The 18,098-nt window shown below is 71.8% G+C and carries 14 protein-coding genes; 6 read left to right on the top strand and 8 right to left on the bottom strand.

Annotated elements, in window-relative coordinates:
• Positions 1 to 3: 3 nt before the first annotated feature.
• Genes LO762_RS01250 through mfd form a run of 3 tightly spaced genes read right to left on the bottom strand, consistent with a single transcriptional unit; the run spans position 4 to position 5,021 of the window.
• Positions 4 to 906, bottom strand: a complete 903-nt coding sequence (locus LO762_RS01250) for a MazG family protein (protein WP_230611650.1) — start codon at positions 904 to 906, stop codon at positions 4 to 6.
• Entirely contained in the window at positions 903 to 1,520 is a 618-nt protein-coding gene (locus tag LO762_RS01245; RefSeq protein ID WP_230611648.1) for a hypothetical protein, read from the bottom strand. The genes LO762_RS01250 and LO762_RS01245 overlap by 4 nt, the downstream gene beginning before the upstream one ends.
• Positions 1,521 to 1,529: 9 nt before the next feature.
• Positions 1,530 to 5,021 (bottom strand): transcription-repair coupling factor, encoded by a 3,492-nt coding sequence (gene mfd / locus LO762_RS01240; RefSeq protein WP_230611646.1) that lies wholly within the window; start codon positions 5,019 to 5,021, stop codon positions 1,530 to 1,532.
• A 173-nt stretch (positions 5,022 to 5,194) separates the two neighbouring features.
• On the opposite strand from mfd, the gene LO762_RS01235 reads away from it, so the two are divergent.
• The 6 genes from LO762_RS01235 to LO762_RS32280 all read left to right on the top strand — a co-directional run bounded on the left by LO762_RS01235 (position 5,195) and on the right by LO762_RS32280 (position 10,182).
• Positions 5,195 to 5,932, top strand: a complete 738-nt coding sequence (locus LO762_RS01235) for a bifunctional 2-polyprenyl-6-hydroxyphenol methylase/3-demethylubiquinol 3-O-methyltransferase UbiG (protein ID WP_230611644.1) — start codon at positions 5,195 to 5,197, stop codon at positions 5,930 to 5,932.
• A gap of 61 nt (positions 5,933 to 5,993) precedes the next feature.
• Positions 5,994 to 7,469: an adenylyl-sulfate kinase gene (gene cysC, locus LO762_RS01230; protein ID WP_230611642.1), complete on the top strand. Its 1,476-nt coding sequence runs from the start codon at positions 5,994 to 5,996 to the stop codon at positions 7,467 to 7,469.
• A 116-nt stretch (positions 7,470 to 7,585) separates the two neighbouring features.
• Positions 7,586 to 7,804 (top strand): hypothetical protein, encoded by a 219-nt coding sequence (locus tag LO762_RS01225; protein WP_230611640.1) that lies wholly within the window; start codon positions 7,586 to 7,588, stop codon positions 7,802 to 7,804.
• 168 nt (positions 7,805 to 7,972) lie between these two features.
• A complete protein-coding gene (locus LO762_RS01220) occupies positions 7,973 to 9,181 on the top strand; it encodes a hypothetical protein (RefSeq protein ID WP_230611638.1) in 1,209 nt (402 codons plus the stop codon).
• Complete coding sequence (pssD, locus tag LO762_RS01215) at positions 9,178 to 9,627, top strand: PssD/Cps14F family polysaccharide biosynthesis glycosyltransferase (RefSeq protein ID WP_230611636.1); 450 nt, start codon at positions 9,178 to 9,180, stop codon at positions 9,625 to 9,627. Before LO762_RS01220 ends, pssD begins: the two co-directional genes overlap by 4 nt.
• A gap of 21 nt (positions 9,628 to 9,648) precedes the next feature.
• Positions 9,649 to 10,182, top strand: coding sequence for a glycosyltransferase (locus LO762_RS32280; RefSeq protein WP_308103171.1), 534 nt, complete (start codon positions 9,649 to 9,651; stop codon positions 10,180 to 10,182).
• 176 nt (positions 10,183 to 10,358) lie between these two features.
• Here the strand turns inward: LO762_RS32280 and LO762_RS01205 are convergent, their stop codons facing one another.
• From LO762_RS01205 to LO762_RS01185, 5 genes are all read right to left on the bottom strand, one after another.
• Positions 10,359 to 11,447: a glycoside hydrolase family 26 protein gene (locus LO762_RS01205; RefSeq protein ID WP_230611634.1), complete on the bottom strand. Its 1,089-nt coding sequence runs from the start codon at positions 11,445 to 11,447 to the stop codon at positions 10,359 to 10,361.
• Positions 11,448 to 11,876: 429 nt separating this feature from the next.
• A complete protein-coding gene (locus tag LO762_RS01200; protein ID WP_230611632.1) occupies positions 11,877 to 14,246 on the bottom strand; it encodes a fibrinogen-like YCDxxxxGGGW domain-containing protein in 2,370 nt (789 codons plus the stop codon).
• Positions 14,247 to 14,364: 118 nt separating this feature from the next.
• On the bottom strand, positions 14,365 to 15,264 hold the full coding sequence (locus LO762_RS01195) for a sulfotransferase domain-containing protein (RefSeq protein ID WP_230611630.1): 900 nt from the start codon (positions 15,262 to 15,264) through the stop codon (positions 14,365 to 14,367).
• Complete coding sequence (locus LO762_RS01190) at positions 15,257 to 16,798, bottom strand: polysaccharide biosynthesis C-terminal domain-containing protein (RefSeq protein ID WP_230611628.1); 1,542 nt, start codon at positions 16,796 to 16,798, stop codon at positions 15,257 to 15,259. Before LO762_RS01190 ends, LO762_RS01195 begins: the two co-directional genes overlap by 8 nt.
• Positions 16,795 to 18,096 (bottom strand): hypothetical protein, encoded by a 1,302-nt coding sequence (locus LO762_RS01185; RefSeq protein ID WP_230611626.1) that lies wholly within the window; start codon positions 18,094 to 18,096, stop codon positions 16,795 to 16,797. Before LO762_RS01185 ends, LO762_RS01190 begins: the two co-directional genes overlap by 4 nt.
• Between the last annotated feature and the right edge of the window lie 2 nt (positions 18,097 to 18,098).

The following is an 18,098-nucleotide window of genomic DNA, read 5'->3' as shown; positions in this document are numbered from 1 at the left end:
GCGTCATCCCCCCGAGTGGCGCTCCCATGCCTCAACCCGTGTCCGGAACTCGCCAGTCCAGGTCTTGAGCCGCTGCTCAGCGGCCTGTGCCGCGTCGGTGAGAGTGTTGTGGCCTTCCAGCAACTCTTCCGGCACTCCGGCCTTGCGGGCCTTGCGCAGGAGGTCCTCGGCCTCCAGGACCGCCGGGAGCGAACGGGGCACACCGGCCAGAAGGGGACGTCCCGCCTTCTCGGCCTTCTTGATCTCGTCCCAGTTCGCGACGACCTCGTCCGCGCCCGTCACCTCGACGTCCGCGAAGACGTGGGGGTGGCGGCGGATCAGCTTGTCCACGATGCCCGCGGCGACGTCGTCGATCGTGAAGCCGTCCGCCCGCTCGGCCGCGACGGCCGCGTGGAAGACCACCTGGAACAGGACGTCGCCGAGTTCCTCACGCAACTCGTCCGGGTCGCCGGAGGCGATGGCGTCGACCGTCTCGTAGGTCTCCTCGACCAGGTACGGCACGAGGGAGGCGTGGGTCTGCTTGCGGTCCCACGGGCAGTCGCGGCGCAGCCTCGCCATCACCGAGACCATGTCAAGGAGACGGGCTCCGGGCAGGTCGTAGGAGCCGTGCACGACCTCGACGTCCAGGGGATCGGCCACAACCAGCTCGCCCACCCGCTCGGCGAAGGCAGCGTCGCCGTCCGGGGCGGCGAGCCACACGACGTCGGACGTCCGCGCGGCGGCCACCACGGCACGCGCGTCCGGCTCGACCACCTCGACGGCGACGCCCGCCTCACCCAGGTAGGGCAACTGCGGATGGTCGGGGGTGGCGGTGAGCACCCGGGCGGCGTGCAGGACGGTCCACGCCCGCCAGGTCAGGAGTCCCGGCGCGACGCGGTGGGTGGTGGCCAGCAGGACGAGACTCACGCGCCACCCGTCCTCTTCGCCGGCTTGGACAGGTCGTAGTCCGGCGCGTACAGCAGACCGAGGGGGAAGCCCGGCGCGTAGGCGCCGCCGAACCTCGGGTTCACCCGGATGCCCATGCCCCGCGCCGTCTCCGCGAGCGCGTCGCCGACCTGGCGGACCGACGCCTCCTCGTCGACGGCGCCCTGGGCGAGCCTGTCGTTGATGAGCACGGTCCTGGCGAACTGCCTGGAGTGCGAGGGGGCGACGCCGAACCGCATCGCCACCTGGTCGAACCTGACGGGCTGCCCGCCGGTCAGCGTCGAGACGAACCTGTCGACCTCGGCGTCGGTCACCTCGATGCCGCGCTCGTCGGCGGTCTCCTCGGCGACGCGCAGGCCGATCAGGGCAGCCAGGACACTGCCCTGGAGGGAGTTGGCCTTCGGCAGCATGAGCACACTGCGGTCCAGGGGGTGTTTCGCGTAGAACGCCTGCCATTCGGCGGTGGCGTCGGCGAGGTCGTCCTGGCTGATGCGGGGCGCGTCGGCGAAGGTCGCCGCGGCGCCCATCCGCACCTCGCCGCCGCAGGCCGTCACGGTCAGGGCGAGGGCAACGGCGGCGAGCGTCATTCTGATCACCGGGACACCTTACTGACGGGTGATCTGTTCCAGGAAGAGCGCGTCAACGGCGTCGGTCGCCCAGCGCAGCATGTCGCCGTCGCGCAGCGGGCGGCCGCCGATCGGGTTGGTCTTCGGCGTCGGGATGAGCAGGTGGCCCGGCTTCATCAGGCTCTTCGGGTAGAGGCGCTGCATCCGCAGGTACCGCGATTCGGGCAGCATGTCGCCTTCCGCGCCCGCCTTCGCGAACCTGACGTAGTTGCCCTGGAGCACCACCTCGGTGAGCCCGGCCTGGCGCGCCTTGGAACGGAACCGGGCGACCTCGAGGAGGTTGAGGACGGCCAGGGGCGGCGCGCCGAACCTGTCCTTCAGCTCTTCCAGCACCTCGGGGATCTCCTCCGGCGAGGTGATGCCCGCGATCCGGCGATACGCCTCAAGCCTGAGCCGCTCGCCCGGCACGTACTCGTGCGGGATGTGCGCGTCCACCGGCAGCTCGACCTTGGTCTCCTGCTGCGGCGGCGCCTCGTGGCCCGTCTCCTTGAGCTCCCGGACGGCCTCGCCGACCATCCGGACATAGAGGTCGAAGCCCACGCCCGCGACGTGCCCGGACTGCTCGGCGCCCAGGATGTTGCCCGCGCCCCGGATCTCCAGGTCCTTCATCGCGACGAACATGCCCGCGCCTATCTCGGTGTGCTGGGCGATCGTCGCGAGCCGCTCGTGAGCCGTCTCGCTCAGGGGCGTCTCCGGGGGGTAGAGGAAGTAGGAGTAGGCGCGTTCCCTGCCTCGGCCCACCCGGCCGCGCAACTGGTGCAACTGGGACAGGCCGTACATGTCGGCCCTGTCCACGATGAGGGTGTTGGCATTGGGGATGTCCAGGCCGGACTCGACGATCGTCGTCGCGACGAGCACGTCGTAGTTCTTCTCCCAGAAGTCCACCATGACCTTTTCGAGCTGCTGCTCGTTCATCTGGCCGTGCGCCGTCGCGACCCTGGCCTCCGGGACGAGCTCCCGCAGCGTCGCGGCCACCTTGTTGATCGACTTCACCCGGTTGTGCACAAAGAACACCTGGCCCTCGCGCAGCAGCTCACGCCGGATCGCCGCCGCGATCTGCTTGGTGTCGTAGGGCCCCACGAACGTCAGGACCGGGTGCCGCTCCTCCGGCGGGGTGAGGATCGTGGACATCTCACGGATACCCGTCAGGCCCATCTCCAGCGTGCGCGGGATCGGCGTCGCGGACATCGCGAGCACGTCCACCTGGGTGCGCAGCCGCTTCAGCTCCTCCTTGTGCTCGACGCCGAACCGCTGCTCCTCGTCGATGATCACCAGGCCCAGGTTCCGGAACCGGGTGGACGGGCTGAGCAGCCGGTGCGTGCCGACCACGAGGTCCACGGTGCCGTCCGCGACCCCGCGCAGCGTCTCGGCCACCTCGGCGTCGGACTGGAACCGGGAGATCGGCCTCACCACGACCGGGAACGTGCTGAACCGCTCGGAGAACGTCGACAGGTGCTGCTGGACGAGCAGGGTGGTCGGGACCAGGACGGCGACCTGCTTGCCGTCCTGGACGGCCTTGAACGCCGCGCGGACCGCGATCTCGGTCTTGCCGTAGCCGACGTCGCCGCAGATGAGCCGGTCCATCGGGACGGACTTCTCCATGTCGCCCTTGACCTCGTCGATCGCGGCGAGCTGGTCGGGCGTCTCGGTGTACGGGAAGGCGTCCTCAAGCTCACGCTGCCAGACGGTGTCGGGGCCGAACGCGTGCCCCGGGCTGGCCATCCGGGCGGAGTACAGGCGGATCAGCTCGCCCGCGATCTGCTTGACCGCCTTCTTGGCGCGGGACTTGGCTTTCTGCCAGTCCGCGCCGCCCAGCCGGTGCAGGGACGGGGCCTCACCGCCGACGTAGCGGGTCAGCTCCTCCAACTGGTCGGTCGGCACGAACAGGCGGTCGCCCTTGGCGTACTCAAGGATGAGGTACTCGCGGGTCGCGCCCTGGACCGTCCGGGAGACCATCTCGACGTACCTGCCTACGCCGTGCTGCTCGTGCACCACGTAGTCGCCCGCCGAAAGCTGGAGCGGGTCGATCCCGCCGCGCCGCCGCGACGGCATCCGCCGCATGTCCTTGGTCGAGGACTTCTGGCCCGACAGGTCGGTCTCGGTGAGCACAACGAGCTTGACGTCGCCGTCCCAGATGAAGCCGTGTTCGAGGCGGCCCGTCGTCACCCAGACGGTGCCCTCGACGCGCGCGCGCTGGGCGGGCACCCCGGCGTCCTTCAGGACCTCGGTGTACCGCTCCGCCGGGCCCGCGCCCTCACTCGTCAGGACGACCTGCCAGCCCTGCTCGTGCCAGCCGCGCACGTCCGCGACGACCTTCTCCCGGTCGCCCCGGTAGGAGTCGGCGGCCTGGACGCCCAGCACCACGTCGTCGTCGCCGGACGCGAGCGGGCTCGTGCTCCACCACGGGACGTCGAGTTCGGCGGCCCGCTCACGGACCTCCTCCAACGTCCGATAGGCGGCCCCGCCCAGGTCGATCGGAGCCTCACCACCGGAGGCGGCGTTCACCCACGAAGCCTCAAGGAACTCCTGGCTCGTGGAGACGAGATCGGCGGCCCGTCCCCGGATCCGCTCCGGGTCGCAGACGAGCACCCGGCTGCCCTTCGGCAGCAGATCGACGAGCAGCTCCATCCGCTCGGCCAGCACCGGCGAGAACGCCTCCATGCCCTCGACCGCCTCACCCTCGGCGATGCGGGTGAGCACGTCGGCGAGCGCGGGGTGCTCGACGGCCAGCGCGACGGCCCGCTCACGGACCCCCTGGCTGAGCGGCAGCTCACGGCAGGGCGGGGCCCACAGGCCGTCCTGGGCGACCTCAAGGGAGCGCTGGTCGGCCGCCTTGAAGAAGCGGATCTCCTCGACCTGGTCGCCCCAGAACTCGACGCGCAGCGGGTGCTGCTCGGAGGCCGGGAACACGTCGAGGATGCCGCCGCGCACCGCGATCTCGCCGCGCTTCTCCACCAGGTCCACCCGGTCGTAGCCCGCGTGGACCAGGCGCGCCACAACGTCGTCCATGTCGATCTCGTCGCCCTGGCGCAGCCGGACCGGCTCCAGGTCGCCCAGGCCCGCCACCAGCGGCTGCAGCAGCGACCTGACGGGCGCGACGACGACCTTCAGCGGGCCCGTCGACGGGTCGGACGGGTCCGGGTGGGCCAGGCGGCGCAGCACCGCGAGGCGCTGGCCTACCGTGTCGCTGCGCGGCGACAGCTTCTCGTGCGGCAGCGTCTCCCAGGACGGGAAGTGCGCGACGGCGTGCGGGTCGAGCAGGCTCGTCAGCGCCGACGCGAGGTCCTCGGCCTCCCTGCCGGTCGCGGTGACCGCGAGCACGGCGGCGCCGTCGATCGCCGTCCGGGCCAGCGCGGCGGCCAGGATCGGCCGCAGCGACGGCGGCCCCACCAGCGGATACCGGGCCGAGTCCAGCCCAGCGCGCAGACGGGGATCGGTGAGCACAAGATCAAGCAGAGGCGAGAGAGTCATCATCGACCTTGGGTTAGGCGGGCAGCCCGAAGATCCCCGGACAGCCGGGGTTGACGCCGGGGCGGGTTCCAGGGTACGCGCAGCGGGCGGACGCCCTGTAAGGAGGACACGGTACCGGTCAAGAAAGTGCAAATACCGGACGGCACCCCTCCCCATGGATACGCTGCGGAACCATGACGGAGCTTTCTGTACGGGACCGCCCGGTCGCGGGCGGCGGCCCCGACCCCGACCTGTTCGCCGAGCGGGTGCGCCTGCACGCCCTGGACAAGGGCCTGACCAAGCTCCACGTGCTGGAGGCGGGCTGCGGCCGCGGACCGGGCCTGCGGCTGCCCGAGGGCGTCACCGGGCACGTCACCGGGATCGACGTGGACACGCCAGCGCTGCGCTCCCGGACCATGGCCAGGACCGACCTGGACGCCTACCACCTGGGCGACCTGCGCAGCGCCCCGCTACCGCCGCGCTCCTTCGACGTGGTGCACGCCGACGCGCTCATCGAGCGGATCGCGCACGCCGAACTCGTCATGGACCGGATGGTGGCGGCGCTCAAGCCCGGCGGCCTCCTCCTCGTCCGGTTCATCGACAGGGACAGCGCGCAGGGCCTGCTGCGCAGGGCGGTGCCGCGCAGGGTGCTCGCCTTCCTCGGCGCCGGCGGATCGCGCGGGGAGCGTCCCCAGGACACGCCCGCGCCCGTGTTCGAGCCCGTCAGCTCCCTCGCCGGGTTCCGGGCCTGGTGCCTCATGCGCGGGCTCGTCATCGCCGAAGCGCACGTGCACAGGGTTCCGGTGGGCACACCCGTGCGGGTGCTGGCCCGGCTCGTGGCGATCCTCACGCACGGCAGGTTCACCTCGACGCACGCGGAACTGTCGCTGGTCATCCGCAAACCCGAGAACCGGTTCGCCCGGATCATCTGATCCGTGGCGGTCGCGCCCCGGCGGCGAGTTCGGCGGGCCCGGGGGAGGTAGTTTTGCCCGGGTGAGCAACGCACTGTCGGCGGACCTGCACGGTCTTGCCTCGCTGACCCCCGCCCCCGCCGAACTCGCCGACCTCGAACAGCTCCTGGCCGGCGCGTTCCGGCCGCTGACCGGGTTCCTCGGCCCGCTGGACGCCGCGACGGTCGCCGCGGGCGGGCGGCTCACCGACGGGACGCCCTGGCCCGCGCCGGTCGTGCTGACCGGGCCCGAGGCGCTCGCCGACGCGAAGCGGATCGTGCTCCAGGACCCGGAGACGGTGCCGCTCGCCGTCCTGGAGGTCACCGAGGCGTGGCGGGACCCGGCGGCGCCCGCGGGCACCGTGCGGCTCGCCGGGCCGCTGACGCCGCTGCGCGAGCCCGTCTACGGGGCGTTCCGGCGGCTGCGGCGGAGGCCGCCCGCGCCCGGCGAGGCCGCCCGGCCCGTGCTGGCCGTCGCGACGCGCGCGCCGCTGCACCGGCGCGAACTCGGGCAGATCCGGCAGACCGCCGAGAAGCTGGGGCTGCCGGTGCTCGTCCTCGCGCTGCTGTCGGGGGCGCACGAGCAGGAACTCGTCCGGGCGCTGCTGGCGGTGCACCGGGAACTGCCCGAGGGCGCCGAGATCGTCACGGTGAACCTCGCGCCGCGCGCCGACGCCGCCCGCGACAGGGCGCTGGCCGCCCATGTGGCCGCCGCCTACGGGGCCACCCACCTGCTGTCGGAGGCTCCCGTAGGCGACGCGCCGCTCACCGTCGTCTCGCCTGAGCCGTGGGCCTATGACACCGACGTGGAGGTGTGGCGGCCCGTCGCCCGGATCGACGAACGACACCGGCGGGCGGCGCTCACCGAGGCGGAGCTGGGTGAGCTGCTGGACCGGGGCTCGGCCGTCCCCGAGTGGTTCACGCCGCCCGCCGTCGCGGCCGAACTGCGCAGGGCACGGCCGCCCCGGCACGAGCGGGGCGTCACCGTGTTCTTCACCGGGCTCTCCGGCTCGGGCAAGTCGACCGTCGCGCGCGCGCTGGCGGACGCGCTCGTGGAACGCGGAGACAGGACCGTCACCCTCCTGGACGGCGACGTCGTCCGGCAGATGCTCTCGGCCGGGCTCACCTTCTCCAAGGCCGACCGCGACCTCAACATCCGGCGCATCGGGTTCGTCGCCGCCGAGATCGCCCGGCACGGCGGCCTCGCGATCTGCGCGCCGATCGCCCCCTACGCGGCCACCCGCGCCGAGGTACGCCGGATGGTCGAGGCCGTCGGCGACTTTGTGCTCATCCACGTCGCGACGCCCCTCGCCGAGTGCGAGCGGCGCGACCGCAAGGGCCTGTACGCCAAGGCGCGGGCCGGGCTGATCCCCGAGTTCACCGGGATCTCCGACCCCTACGAGACGCCCACGGACGCCGAACTCGTGCTCGACACGACCGGGCGTGCCGTCGCCGACTGTGTCGACGAGGTGCTGAAGCACCTCTCGGCGGGCGGGTGGATCAGGCCCCAGGGCGGCTGACCCGAGGGGCAGGTGAAATCTTGCCCACCGGTTGGGAAAGGGACTCCCCGCGCATGGCCGAAAGCGGCCCGGCGCGTCACCATGGGGCCACCGACCGCTCCCATCCCGGACAGGCCATGAGCCAAGAACAAGAAGTACCCCGGCGGGTGTTCGCCGCCGACGGCCTGAGCCGCGCCCAGCGCCGGGGCTCCGCCTGCGCGTCCTGCGGCAAGCGCTGGCCCCGCCCCCAGCGGCCCGTCGGCCGCCTCCAGAACGGCGACGTCCTCCTCGTCTGCGACGACTGCGCCCCCGAGGCCGAAAGCGAGCCCGACAGTCACCACGCCCACGCCGCCTGACCGCACGTCCGGCGCCGAGCCCTTTATCCGCTTATACGGGGATCCGACCGGTGCGACGGCCACCACCGGGCCTCGCGAGCGGGCGGCCTTATCCGGCTATGGCGGGCCTGTCCGGCGGGGCTTCGCTAGGCTTGACCCGGTTCTGGGCGGGCTGGGCGGAAGGCGGGCATGGAGACTCTCGGCGCGACCGGACCGGATTCCTGCGGACCGGGGCTGAGGGCGCTCGTCGCGCAACTGTGGCCGTCTCCTGCGGTGGTCTCCCTGTCGGGCGCGCCTTCGGGGTACCGGGCCGTCGCGACGTACGCGGTGGTGCCGTCGGCGGCGCGGGCGCAGTTCCTGGTGCCGCTGGCCTCGCGGCGGGTGGCCGCCGCCTCGCTGCTGCGGTACAACGCGCTACGGCCGGTGAAGACACGGGTCGTCCGGGGGGTGCTCGGAGGCGGGCTGCTTCTGGGCGCCGGGGTGATGCTGCCACGGCTGACCGTCTCTCTGCCTGACGGGGTGGCGGAGGACGACGCGCTGATCTGCGGGTATCTCGGGGCGGCGCTCGGGCGGCCGGTGGTGTTCGGGGTGGGGGTGCGGCCGGTCGATCCGAACTCAAAGCCGACGCTCCAACTGTTCTCACCCGCCGGCGAGTCCGTGGGTTACGCGAAGGTCGGGTGGAACGCCGCGACGCGGGGCCTTGCCGCTTCGGAGGCTGCCGCGATCACGGCGCTGCCCGAACTGGCCGCCGCGCGGGTGCCCTCGGTGCTGCATCACGGGACGTGGCGGGGGCTGACGGTCACCGTCACGGCGCCGCTGCCCGCGCGCGTCCGGGGGCACCGGGATCCCGACCGGCCTCCTCCGCTCGACCTGTCACGGGCATTGGCCGAGCCGTTGTCTTACGGGACGTTGGAGGGGTCGCCCTTCTGGAAGCGGCTTCTTGAGGACGTCTCCGGGCCGCCCGGTGACGCGTCAGACGAGGAGTTCAGGGCGGCGCTCCGGGGCGCGCTCGACCGGGTGGCCGCCCTACACGGCACCGCCGAGCGGGAGTTCGGGCGCTGGCACGGCGACTGGGTGCCCTGGAACCTCGGCACCCACCGGGGCGTCCCCCAGGTCTTCGACTGGGAGCACAGCGCGCCCGGCGTGCCGTTCGGGCTCGACCTGCTGCACTGGCGGTTCCAGGTGGCGCTCGTGCTGCGCGGCCGTCCCCTGGCCTCGGCGGCCTTGGCCGTGCGGGAGTCGGCGGCCGCCGAGCTGGGCGACCCGTCCGCCGCCGACCTCTACCTCCTGGAGATGGCCGCCCGCACCTGGCGGCTGCGGCGCGGCGGCGGAGGCTGGAACCCCGCCCTGCACCCCGCGTTCCTCGACGTCCTCGACGGCATCGGAGCCCCCGCGTGAAGGTACTCCTGGTCTGCTCCCCCGGCGGCCACCTCGCCCAACTGCACCGGCTGCGGCCCTGGTGGTCGCGGCACGAACGCGTCTGGGTCACCTTCGACAAGGCCGACGCGGTGTCCCTGCTGCGCGACGAGACCGTCCGCTGGGGCCATCACCCGACGACCCGCAACCTCCCCAACCTGGCGCGTAACCTCCTGCTCGCCTTCCGCATGCTGCTACGGGACCGCCCGGACGTCATCGTCAGCACCGGCGCGGGAGTCGCCCTCCCCTTCTTTGTGCTGGGCCGTCTCCTGGGCTGCCGGACCGTCTACATCGAGGTCTACGACCGCGTCGACTCCGCCACCCTCACCGGCCGCCTCTGCACACCCTTCACCGACCTCTTCCTCCTACAGTGGGAGGAACAGAAGAAGGTCTACCCCCACGGCGTCGTCCTGGGCCCCCTCCTCTAGCCGACCTTAGGAAGGCCAGCCGTGCACACCCCCCTGATCGTCGTCACCGTGGGCACCGACCACCACCCGTTCAACCGCCTCATGGACTGGCTCGAACCCTGGCTGGCCGCCCACCCGGCCGTCCGCTGCGTGGCCCAACACGGCACCTCCCGCCCCCCTCGGGGCGCCGAATGCCACACCATCCTCCCCCACGAGGACCTCCTCTCCCTGCTGGCGGAGGCCACCGCCGTCGTCTGCCACGGCGGCCCCGGCACCATCACCGACGCCCGAAACGCCGGACTCCTCCCCCTGGTCGTCCCCCGAAACGCCGCCCTCGGCGAACACGTCGACAACCACCAGATCCGCTTCACCACCCTCCTGTCCACCCAGAACGCCATACTCCTCCCCGACTCCGCCCCCACCCTCCACACCCTCCTCACCACCTCCCTCACCACCCCCCACCGCACTCCCCCGACCCCCACCGACCTCACCCCCACCCTCACCACCTTCACGTCCCTCATCGACGACCTGCTGACATCCCCCCGCCGCCACCTCCCCACCCTCCGCCGCCCATGACACGCCCCCATCCAGCGCTGGCGGAGACCCTGGACCTGCTGTCGACGCCGGGAGCGCTCGACGAGATCCGGGCGGCCGAGGCGGAGATCGCGCGCGGCGACGCCGTCGACGCCGACGGGCTGCGCGCGCTGATGGCCGAGCGCGCCCGCACCGAGCGGGACAGCCGGTGGGGTGGGTTAGCGGGCGGAGAGGTAGGGGTCGAGGCCCGCTTTGCGGAAGGAGGGGAGCATACCGGGGCCGGAGTCGATGGGGAGGTGGCAGCGGATGCCGTTGTTGACGACGTCGGAGTCCCAGCGGATGAGGGCCTTGATCTTGGGGTAGCGGGTTTTGAGGACCGAGGGGATCGAGTCGTGCCAGCGGGCGGCTCGGGACGGGTTGGACGGGTCCCAGGCGGTGCCGTACTCGGGGAGGATGAGCGGCTTGTTGCGGGCGATGCCCTGGGCGAACCAGCGGTAGCTGGTGTCGATGGACTGGGCGAAGGACTCCCAGGGGGAGTTGTGGCAGCGGTAGAAGTTGTACGGGTCCCAGCCGACCCAGTCCACGTAGGCGTCGCCCGGGTAGAGGGCGCGCATCTTCGCGGCCTGGTCGCCCCACAGGCCGCCGCTGAGGGTGAAGACCCAGACGACGTTCCTGGCGCCGACGCTGGTGAAGATGCCGTGGACCCGGCGGGCGGCGGCCACGTAGTCGGCGGCGGTGCCGCTGTTGCGGCGCTGGCCGATGTGGAGTTCCATCTCGTGGTCGAACGACAGGAACACCGGGCGGCCGAACGACTTCATGCGCTGGGCCGCCGCCCGGACCACGCCGTCGTGTGCGCCGTTGGCGACGTCACGCCATCTGATGACTTCGCCGGACTTGTAGTCGCGGGTGTCCCAGGAGACGAACAGGTGCCTTGTCTGGCCGAGCCGCCGCGCGGAGGCGTCCGGGAACTGGGCGCGCCAGTCCACGTAGCGCATGAAGACGGCGAACCTGCGGCCGACCTTCGCCTCCAGGCCCGTCAGGCTGGAGTCCACCCAGCCGTTGCGCACGTACACGCCCCACAGCGCGCCGCACGACGGGACGAGCTTCGCGTTCACCCGGCACTTGGCCGACGTCCCGGCAGCGCCGCCGGGATCCTGCGACGGCTGCGCGTCGCCGCCCGGCCCCGAGCCGTCGGCGCCCGAGCCGTTCGGGTTTGTCCCGTCCGCGCCCGGACCGTTCGGGTTCGAGCCGGAGCCTCCCAGACCGTTGGGGTCCGAACCGCTCCCTCCCGGACCGTTCGGATTCACACCCGGAGCGCCCGGACCGTTCGGGTTCGAGCCGGAGCCTCCCAGACCGTTGGGGTCCGAACCGCTCCCTCCCGGACCGCTGGGATTCACACCCGGAGCGCCCGGACCGTTCGGATTTGAGCCGGAGCCTCCCGGAGCGTTCGGGTTGGAACCCGCCCCGTCCGGGTCATGGGGATTCATGCCTGAACCATCAGGACCGTTCGGGTTCGACCCGCTTCCGCCCGGAGCGTTCGGGTTCGAGCCGTCCGGTCCGGAACCGTCGGCGCCGGAGGCGTTCGGGTGTGGGGAGCCCGTGTGGGCCGGGCCTCCGCCCTCTCCCGGGCCGCCCGCGGACGGGGTCGGGTCGTCGCACGCGGTGAGGCACAGGGCGGCGAGGACGAGGGCGGTGGAGAGGGCGGAGGCTTGACGCACGGCTTTCTCCTGGGTGGGTCAGGGAGCTGTGAGCACCGGTGTGGAGGCCGATCGGTTGCCTGCGGCGTCCATGGAGCGGACGACGTAGCGGTGCGACGCGCCGTCGAGCGTGTCTGTGTGGTTCCAGCCGCCCAGGGACGTGGCGATGACCCGCCCGTCCTTGAGGAGCTCGTACTTGATGGACGGGTCGCCCGCGGTGCCGTTCCACCGGAGCCGGACGGTGGTGGCGTCCACCGCGTCGATCCGGAGGTTGGTCGGGACGGGCGGGGCCTCGGTGTCGGTCGAGCAGAGTCGGCCGAATCCGCCGAGCCACTGGTAGGAGCCGGTGGCGGCGTTCCAGGACCCGCGGGTGAAGTCGCCGCCGAACCACAGGCACTTGTTGGCGTCCTCGATCATCTCCCAGGGGCCGAGGCCCTTGCGGGTGTCGAGGGCGCTGGGCCAGAAGTTCGGCAGGTACTCGCCGGTCTCGGCGTTGAACGCGCCGATGCCCTTGATCTGCTGGACGGCGTCGTAGCCGGGCCCGTTCGTGGGGGTGACCCAGTCGGTGGCGCCGGGGAAGAAGAAGTTCCAGCAGTGGCAGCCGCCGTACATGACGCCGTCGATCTCGATGGACGTCTGGAGGTCGCCGCCCTGCCGGGTGACGCCGCCGGTGACCCGGTCGAACGTGCTGCCGCTGTACAGCTGGAAGTCGTGTTCGGAGCCGCCGATCCAGACGTTGCCGCCGGTCGTCTCGCGGATCGTCTGCCGGTACTGCTTGTCCACGTTTGTGGTGCTCGGCACCCAGTTCTGGTCGTTGAGCCCGGTGACCTGGGCGGGCGGCTTCGACGTGGTGATGACGGCGAGCTTGCGCGCGGGCGCCCCGGCGAACTGGGTGAAGTAGCCGCCGAAGTAGACGCGGTCGTCGGTGGCGTCGAGTTCGATGACGCTGCCGTTGAACTGCGGCTTCCACTGCGGGTCGGGCTTGCCGGTGGCGACCTCGACGCGGCCGGAGCGGCTGAGCGTGATGGGCGCCCCGACGGGGTTGCCGCCGCGCAGCCGGGTGAAGTTGCCGCCGAGGTAGACGTACCCGTCCTGGAGGTCGAGCGCGCGGACGAGGGCGGGGCTGCCGTCGGTCAGCGTGACGGAGGCCCGCCAGCCGGGCACGACCGCGCCGGACGCCGGGTCGAGCGCGGCGATACCGGCGGTGTCGGCGACGCCGTTGATGTTGGTGAACTCGCCCGCGACGATCACCTTGTCTCCGGCGGCCTGGAGGTCCCAGACGCGGCCGTTGACGGCGGGCGCGAACGCGGGCAGGTAGGCGCCGGTGTTGACGTCGAAGGCGGCGAGGTAAGGCTGGTCGATCTTCTCGCCGGGCCCCGGGTTGGGTCCCTTCTGCACGAACGAGAAGGTGCCGCCGACGTACAGGGTGTTCCCGAGGGTGGCGAGCGCGTGCACCTCGATGTCCTGTTCGGTCTGGGTGCCGGTCTTCAGCCCGGTGACGCCCCATTCGACCGGTGTTGTCGTGCTGGACACGAGCGGCTCGTTGAGCGCGGGCGGCAGGCCCTCGTCCGGGACGGTCCCGTAGTTCACCGTGGTGACCTGCGGGCGGATCCACACCTGGGTGAACGCGAGCGGCGAGCCCTCGTTCGTGTACGTCCACAGGTGGTTCGTCGCGGCGTTGGAGCCGCCGGACACGCGGGTGCCGTGCGCGAAGCCCTTCTTGTAGTTCTTCGCGGCGTTCTGGGTGGTGGTGACGCGCTGGGTGGGCAGCAGGATGCTGTCCTTCGCGACGTTGTCCGTCTTCAGCGTCTCGTTGTAGGTGTTGCTCCCGAACTTCACCTGGTTGAGGACGTTGCCTCCGTCGAACGTCCAGGACCAGGTCTTGGTGCGGGAGAACCGGTAGCGGATCTCCTGGTTAGAGGTGCCCGCCGCGTTGGTGGCGCGGCGCAGCCGGACGCCGTCCGGGAGGTCCTTGACGTTGGTGCCGTTGAGGAGCCCGTTGATGGTGTCGCCCGGCAGGGTCGCGGGCGCGAACGCCCCGGTGCCCGACGGTGTGTTGCGCACCTGTGCCGGGGTGCCCTGCCCCGGGTAGGCGAAGTTCCAGCCGTCGCGGCCGCGGCCGACGAGGACCCAGCCGCCGCCTTCGGTCGTCATGTCGCAGTAGAACTGCTGCGCGGTGACGAGCGCGGGCGTCTGCAGCCAGTAGACGCCGTTGGCGCTGGCCGGGTGCGCCTGCTTGACGGCCCAGCACGACGGGGCGGCCGTGGCGGCCGTGAGCCCGTCGTTCGGGGCCGCCGCGGCGGTTCCGGGGACGGCGAGGACCGTCCCGGCGCAGAGGACGGCGACGGCGGCTCCGACCGCCGTCCGCCAGTTCCGGCGAGATTTCCGGAACGAGATGAACGCTTGCATGAGAAAGCCCCCATTGAGGACCAGTAGCCCGAGCCCCCCGAGGGACGGATGCGTCCGCAGCGACCGACCCTAGGGAAATATTTCTGAGTGTGTCAATGTGATGCCGAGAACGGAATGGCTACGCGGGCCATCCGTAATCCTCGCCGAGCCAGGAGAACAACGCGCGATTGTGCGGCCGGTAGAACTCGGTGAGCTCTTCCCTGGTCGTGGAATTCATCGGCGGCGCGGGAAGGTGGTTGTGCCGCCGGGCCGCGCGCATCGGATGCGCGGGAAGTCCGAGGAACGCGCACACCTTGTCGAGTCCGCGTTGTTCGTCGGCGTACATCTCCTCGGCGGACATGACGAGCATCCGTTCCCGTCCGAAAAGCGCCGCCCACCGCTGGAGTTGGGGCAGGTAGACGCCCCTGTCGCGGTAAGAGAAGTAGTCGTGGGCGCGGCCGTAGTAGTACGGGTCGGCTTCCATCCGGTCGAGTTCCCCGGCGGTCCGCGCGGGCTCGGCGGCGAGCGCCTCCTCGAACGTCAGGGTCTCGTCGCCCTCTCCGGTGCGCTCCCAGAAGTGCGAGTAGGCGCGCTTGACGGGGTCGCGTAGCAGGATGACGGCCTTCAGCTCCGGCATCATGGCGTGGACGCGGCCGGGGATGCGCGGGTCGTACAGGTAGTAGGGGCAGGCTTCGCCGGTGAGGGGCCGGACGCCCGTCCTGGCCTCCGCCCTGTCCAGCTCGGCTTCGGTGGCGAAGTGCGACCGGTACCAGTCGTCGCCCTCGGCGTAGTTCGCGTAGAAGTACCACGGGCTCTTCAGGCCGCGTGAAGGCGGATACATCGGCATGACGTGCGGGTGCCGCACCAGGTAGTTCCACATCGAGGTGGTGCCGCCGCGCTTCGTCCCGACGATCATGAAGTCGGGCAGGTGCCTGCGGGACGCCGTGCGCACCGCGTAGGCACGGGTTCCCGTGTTGGCCAGGTCCTTGACCCAGCGCGGTGAGACGTCCTTGAGCCGTCCCGCGAGCCCGTCAGCCATGTTCCCGCCTTCCCTTCCCGCGCCTGACGGCGCCGAGCAGCTCGTCAAGGTGGAGGGTGCTCCGCAGCGCGTAGAGCACCCCGGCGTAGGCGATGCCGCCCGACGCGCACATGAGGGCGAACGCGGGGCCGTCCATGCCGAGCGCCGCCCGGACGGCCAGGCCCGCGCCGCCGAAGCACACCAGCGCGCCCAGCGCGACCTTCAGCGGGCCCGACGGCAGCAGCCGCAGCCGCATCCCGTACCTGACCTGGACGGCCGCCAGCCCGTTGCTGACGACCATGGTGAGCGCCCACCCGACCGCCGCCCCGACGATCCCGTGCGACGGCACCAGCAGCAGGTCGGCGACGATCATCACGGCCAGCGCCAGCGCCTTGTTGGCCAGGCTCCAACTGCTCTTGCCGCCCATGAGCAGCACCGTCTGGACGTTCCCGGCCAGCAGGGACACGAGCATCGCCCCGCTGAGGATCGCCAGCGCCGTCGCGCCCTCGGCGAACTCGGGGCCGAACAGCGTCAGCACGAACGGCCCGCCGAGCGCCAGCACGAGGTAGAGCGGCCACGACCCGGCGACGATCCAGGTGGTGGCGACGGCGTTGAGCCTTTCCGCCTCGGGCTTCGCGCCGCGCGCCAGCAGCGCCGAGATCTGCGGCGCGATCGCGATCCGGGTGGCGGCGAGCACGAGGGTGCCGGTGGTGATGAACCGGCTCGTGGTGGCGTACAGGCCCGCGTCGAAAGCGGCGACCATCGCGCCGACGATGAGCACGTCCAGCCAGATGATGGCGATCTCGACGGCGGCGGCGACCCCGCGCACGCCGGAGAACGACCAGAACGCGCGGGTGGTCTCGCGGCGCGGCGGGGCGGGCGCGGTCGGCGGCTCGTCCCGCTCGACGCGGCGCAGCACCCGCCACAGCAGCCACAGCGCCACCCCTGCGGCGGCGACGGCGGGCAGCGTCCAGGAGGCCATGACGGTCCAGGCGGGCAGCCCGAGCACCAGGCAGGCGAGCACGAGCAGCGGCCGGGCGGCGGGCAGCGCCACGTTGTTGACCAGCGCGAACGAGGCGACGCTGCCGAGCCCACGGGTCCCGGCGAGCGCGACGGTCCGCAGCGCCCACACCGCGACGGCCGGGACGCCCAGGTACAGGAACAGCTCCGCCTCGTCGAGGCCGCCGTCGAAGAGCACCGGCAGGAGCGGTTCGACGAGCAGCGCGAGCACGGCGGCGGCGAGCACGCTGACGATCGCGACGGGCACGAGCGCGGTGCGCAGCAGGTGCCGCAGCGCGCCCGTCCGGCCGAGCGCCCGTTCGGCGGCGGCCATCCGGACCAGCCCGGTGTCGGCGCCCAGCTCGGTGATCTCGCCGACGATCGTCACGAGCGCCACCACGATGAAGAACACGCCGGTGGTCTCCGGCCCGAGCGCGCGCGCGACGACGACCGTCAGGGCGAACCCTCCGGCCGCGCCCACGACGGCGCCCAGCAGCCCGACCATGCCGCCCCTGGCCGTCTCGCGCAGGGCGGCGCGCGGGGGCGCCTCGGTCATCTCAGCCCTCCCGTGATGCCGGTGGGGCGGGCGGGCGCCCGCGCGTGCGCGTACTCGTGCGCCCGGGACACCGCGACGGCCCCGGCGACGAAGATCAGGACGAGCTGGGAGCCGTCGAGCCCGTAGAAGAAGAGCATGAACGAGGCCATGACGGGCACCGCGTGCAGCCAGACCAGCGGGCCCGGCGCGTTCCGGGAGCTGAGGGCGAGCCACCAGACGAACCCGCAGAACAGGGCGAGCCCCACAAAACCGTAGGAGAACATGATGTTCCAGAACTGGCCCTGGGTGCCGACGGAGATGCTCAGCGTGAGCGACGGACGGGGTGATCCGGCCCCGATCAGGGGTGAGGACAGCGTCCTGGTGAACGCCTCCTCGTAGAGGTTCGAGCGCGCGTCGTTGGTAGGGCTGTACTCCGTGCGCGCGCTGATGAGCGCGAAGACGCCGAGCGCGTACGCGGCGTACAGGGCGGCGGCCAGGAGCGCCCCGACGGCCGTCATGAGGAACACCTGGCCGCGCAGCGCCAGCCGGACCGACACGTAGATCACGCCGACGCACAGGGACAGGAACATGCCACGGTTCAGCGTGGCGAAGGCGGGCACCAGGCCGAGCACCACGAGCGCGAGCGCCGCGAACCGCCGCCTCCCCGCGCACATCGTGGCGTAGCAGACGGCGAACGGGACGAGCAGCGCAAAATGGCTGCCCCAGGTGTTGGTGTAGGCGAACGGCGCGCTCGGCCGCACGTAAGGCTCGGGCGCGCCCCAGGGGTACTGGATCTCGGCGAACTTCGGGTGGACGAGTTCCCAGACATAGGAGTTGCTCTTCAACGCGCCGGGCAGAATCTGCTCCATCGGCGTGGTGATGGACATTTTCGGCACGAGCACACCGAGCCAGCCGCCGATCACCACCCAGCCGAGGAATACCGTGAAAACCCCGCATATCCGGCGGGCACTTAGATTCTGTGACCGGGTATTCCAGACAAAGACAAAAAGGACGGCAGCCGACACATAACTGAGGAGCCGGAACGCGTATCCGATGATCCGGCCCGAGGTGTCGAGCTGGGTCGCCGACAGCACCGTCCAGCCGAGGAACAGCAGCCACAGCAGGAACCCGGCGGGCAGCCTGACGTCCCGGCGGAAGACGAGCAGGAGCAGCACCGGCAGGCTCGCGAACGTCGCGGCGAACCCGCCGAGCCCGGCCAGCCACAGCACCGGGAACGCGCCGAACGCGCACACGAACGGCCACGTGGGCAGTTCGCTCCGGGGCGCGACATAAGTCCGGTAGTTCGCGACGAGCGCCACCG

Origin of the sequence: Actinocorallia sp. API 0066, from assembly GCF_020991275.1 — a bacterium.
Taxonomy (GTDB): Bacteria; Actinomycetota; Actinomycetes; order Streptosporangiales; family Streptosporangiaceae; genus Actinocorallia.
This window is presented reverse-complemented; position numbering and strand designations above follow the sequence as displayed.

What these genes read in the sequence shown, in the direction of transcription:
- LO762_RS01190 (WP_230611628.1), bottom strand. Translation starts at nt 16,798, where the DNA reads ATGACCGAGGCGCCCCCGCGCGCCGCCCTGCGCGAGACGGCCAGGGGC.
- LO762_RS01225 (WP_230611640.1), top strand. Translation starts at nt 7,586, where the DNA reads ATGAGCCAAGAACAAGAAGTACCCCGGCGGGTGTTCGCCGCCGACGGC.
- LO762_RS01235 (WP_230611644.1), top strand. Translation starts at nt 5,195, where the DNA reads ATGACGGAGCTTTCTGTACGGGACCGCCCGGTCGCGGGCGGCGGCCCC.
- LO762_RS01220 (WP_230611638.1), top strand. Translation starts at nt 7,973, where the DNA reads ATGGAGACTCTCGGCGCGACCGGACCGGATTCCTGCGGACCGGGGCTG.
- mfd (WP_230611646.1), bottom strand. Translation starts at nt 5,021, where the DNA reads ATGACTCTCTCGCCTCTGCTTGATCTTGTGCTCACCGATCCCCGTCTG.
- LO762_RS01200 (WP_230611632.1), bottom strand. Translation starts at nt 14,246, where the DNA reads ATGCAAGCGTTCATCTCGTTCCGGAAATCTCGCCGGAACTGGCGGACG.
- LO762_RS01195 (WP_230611630.1), bottom strand. Translation starts at nt 15,264, where the DNA reads ATGGCTGACGGGCTCGCGGGACGGCTCAAGGACGTCTCACCGCGCTGG.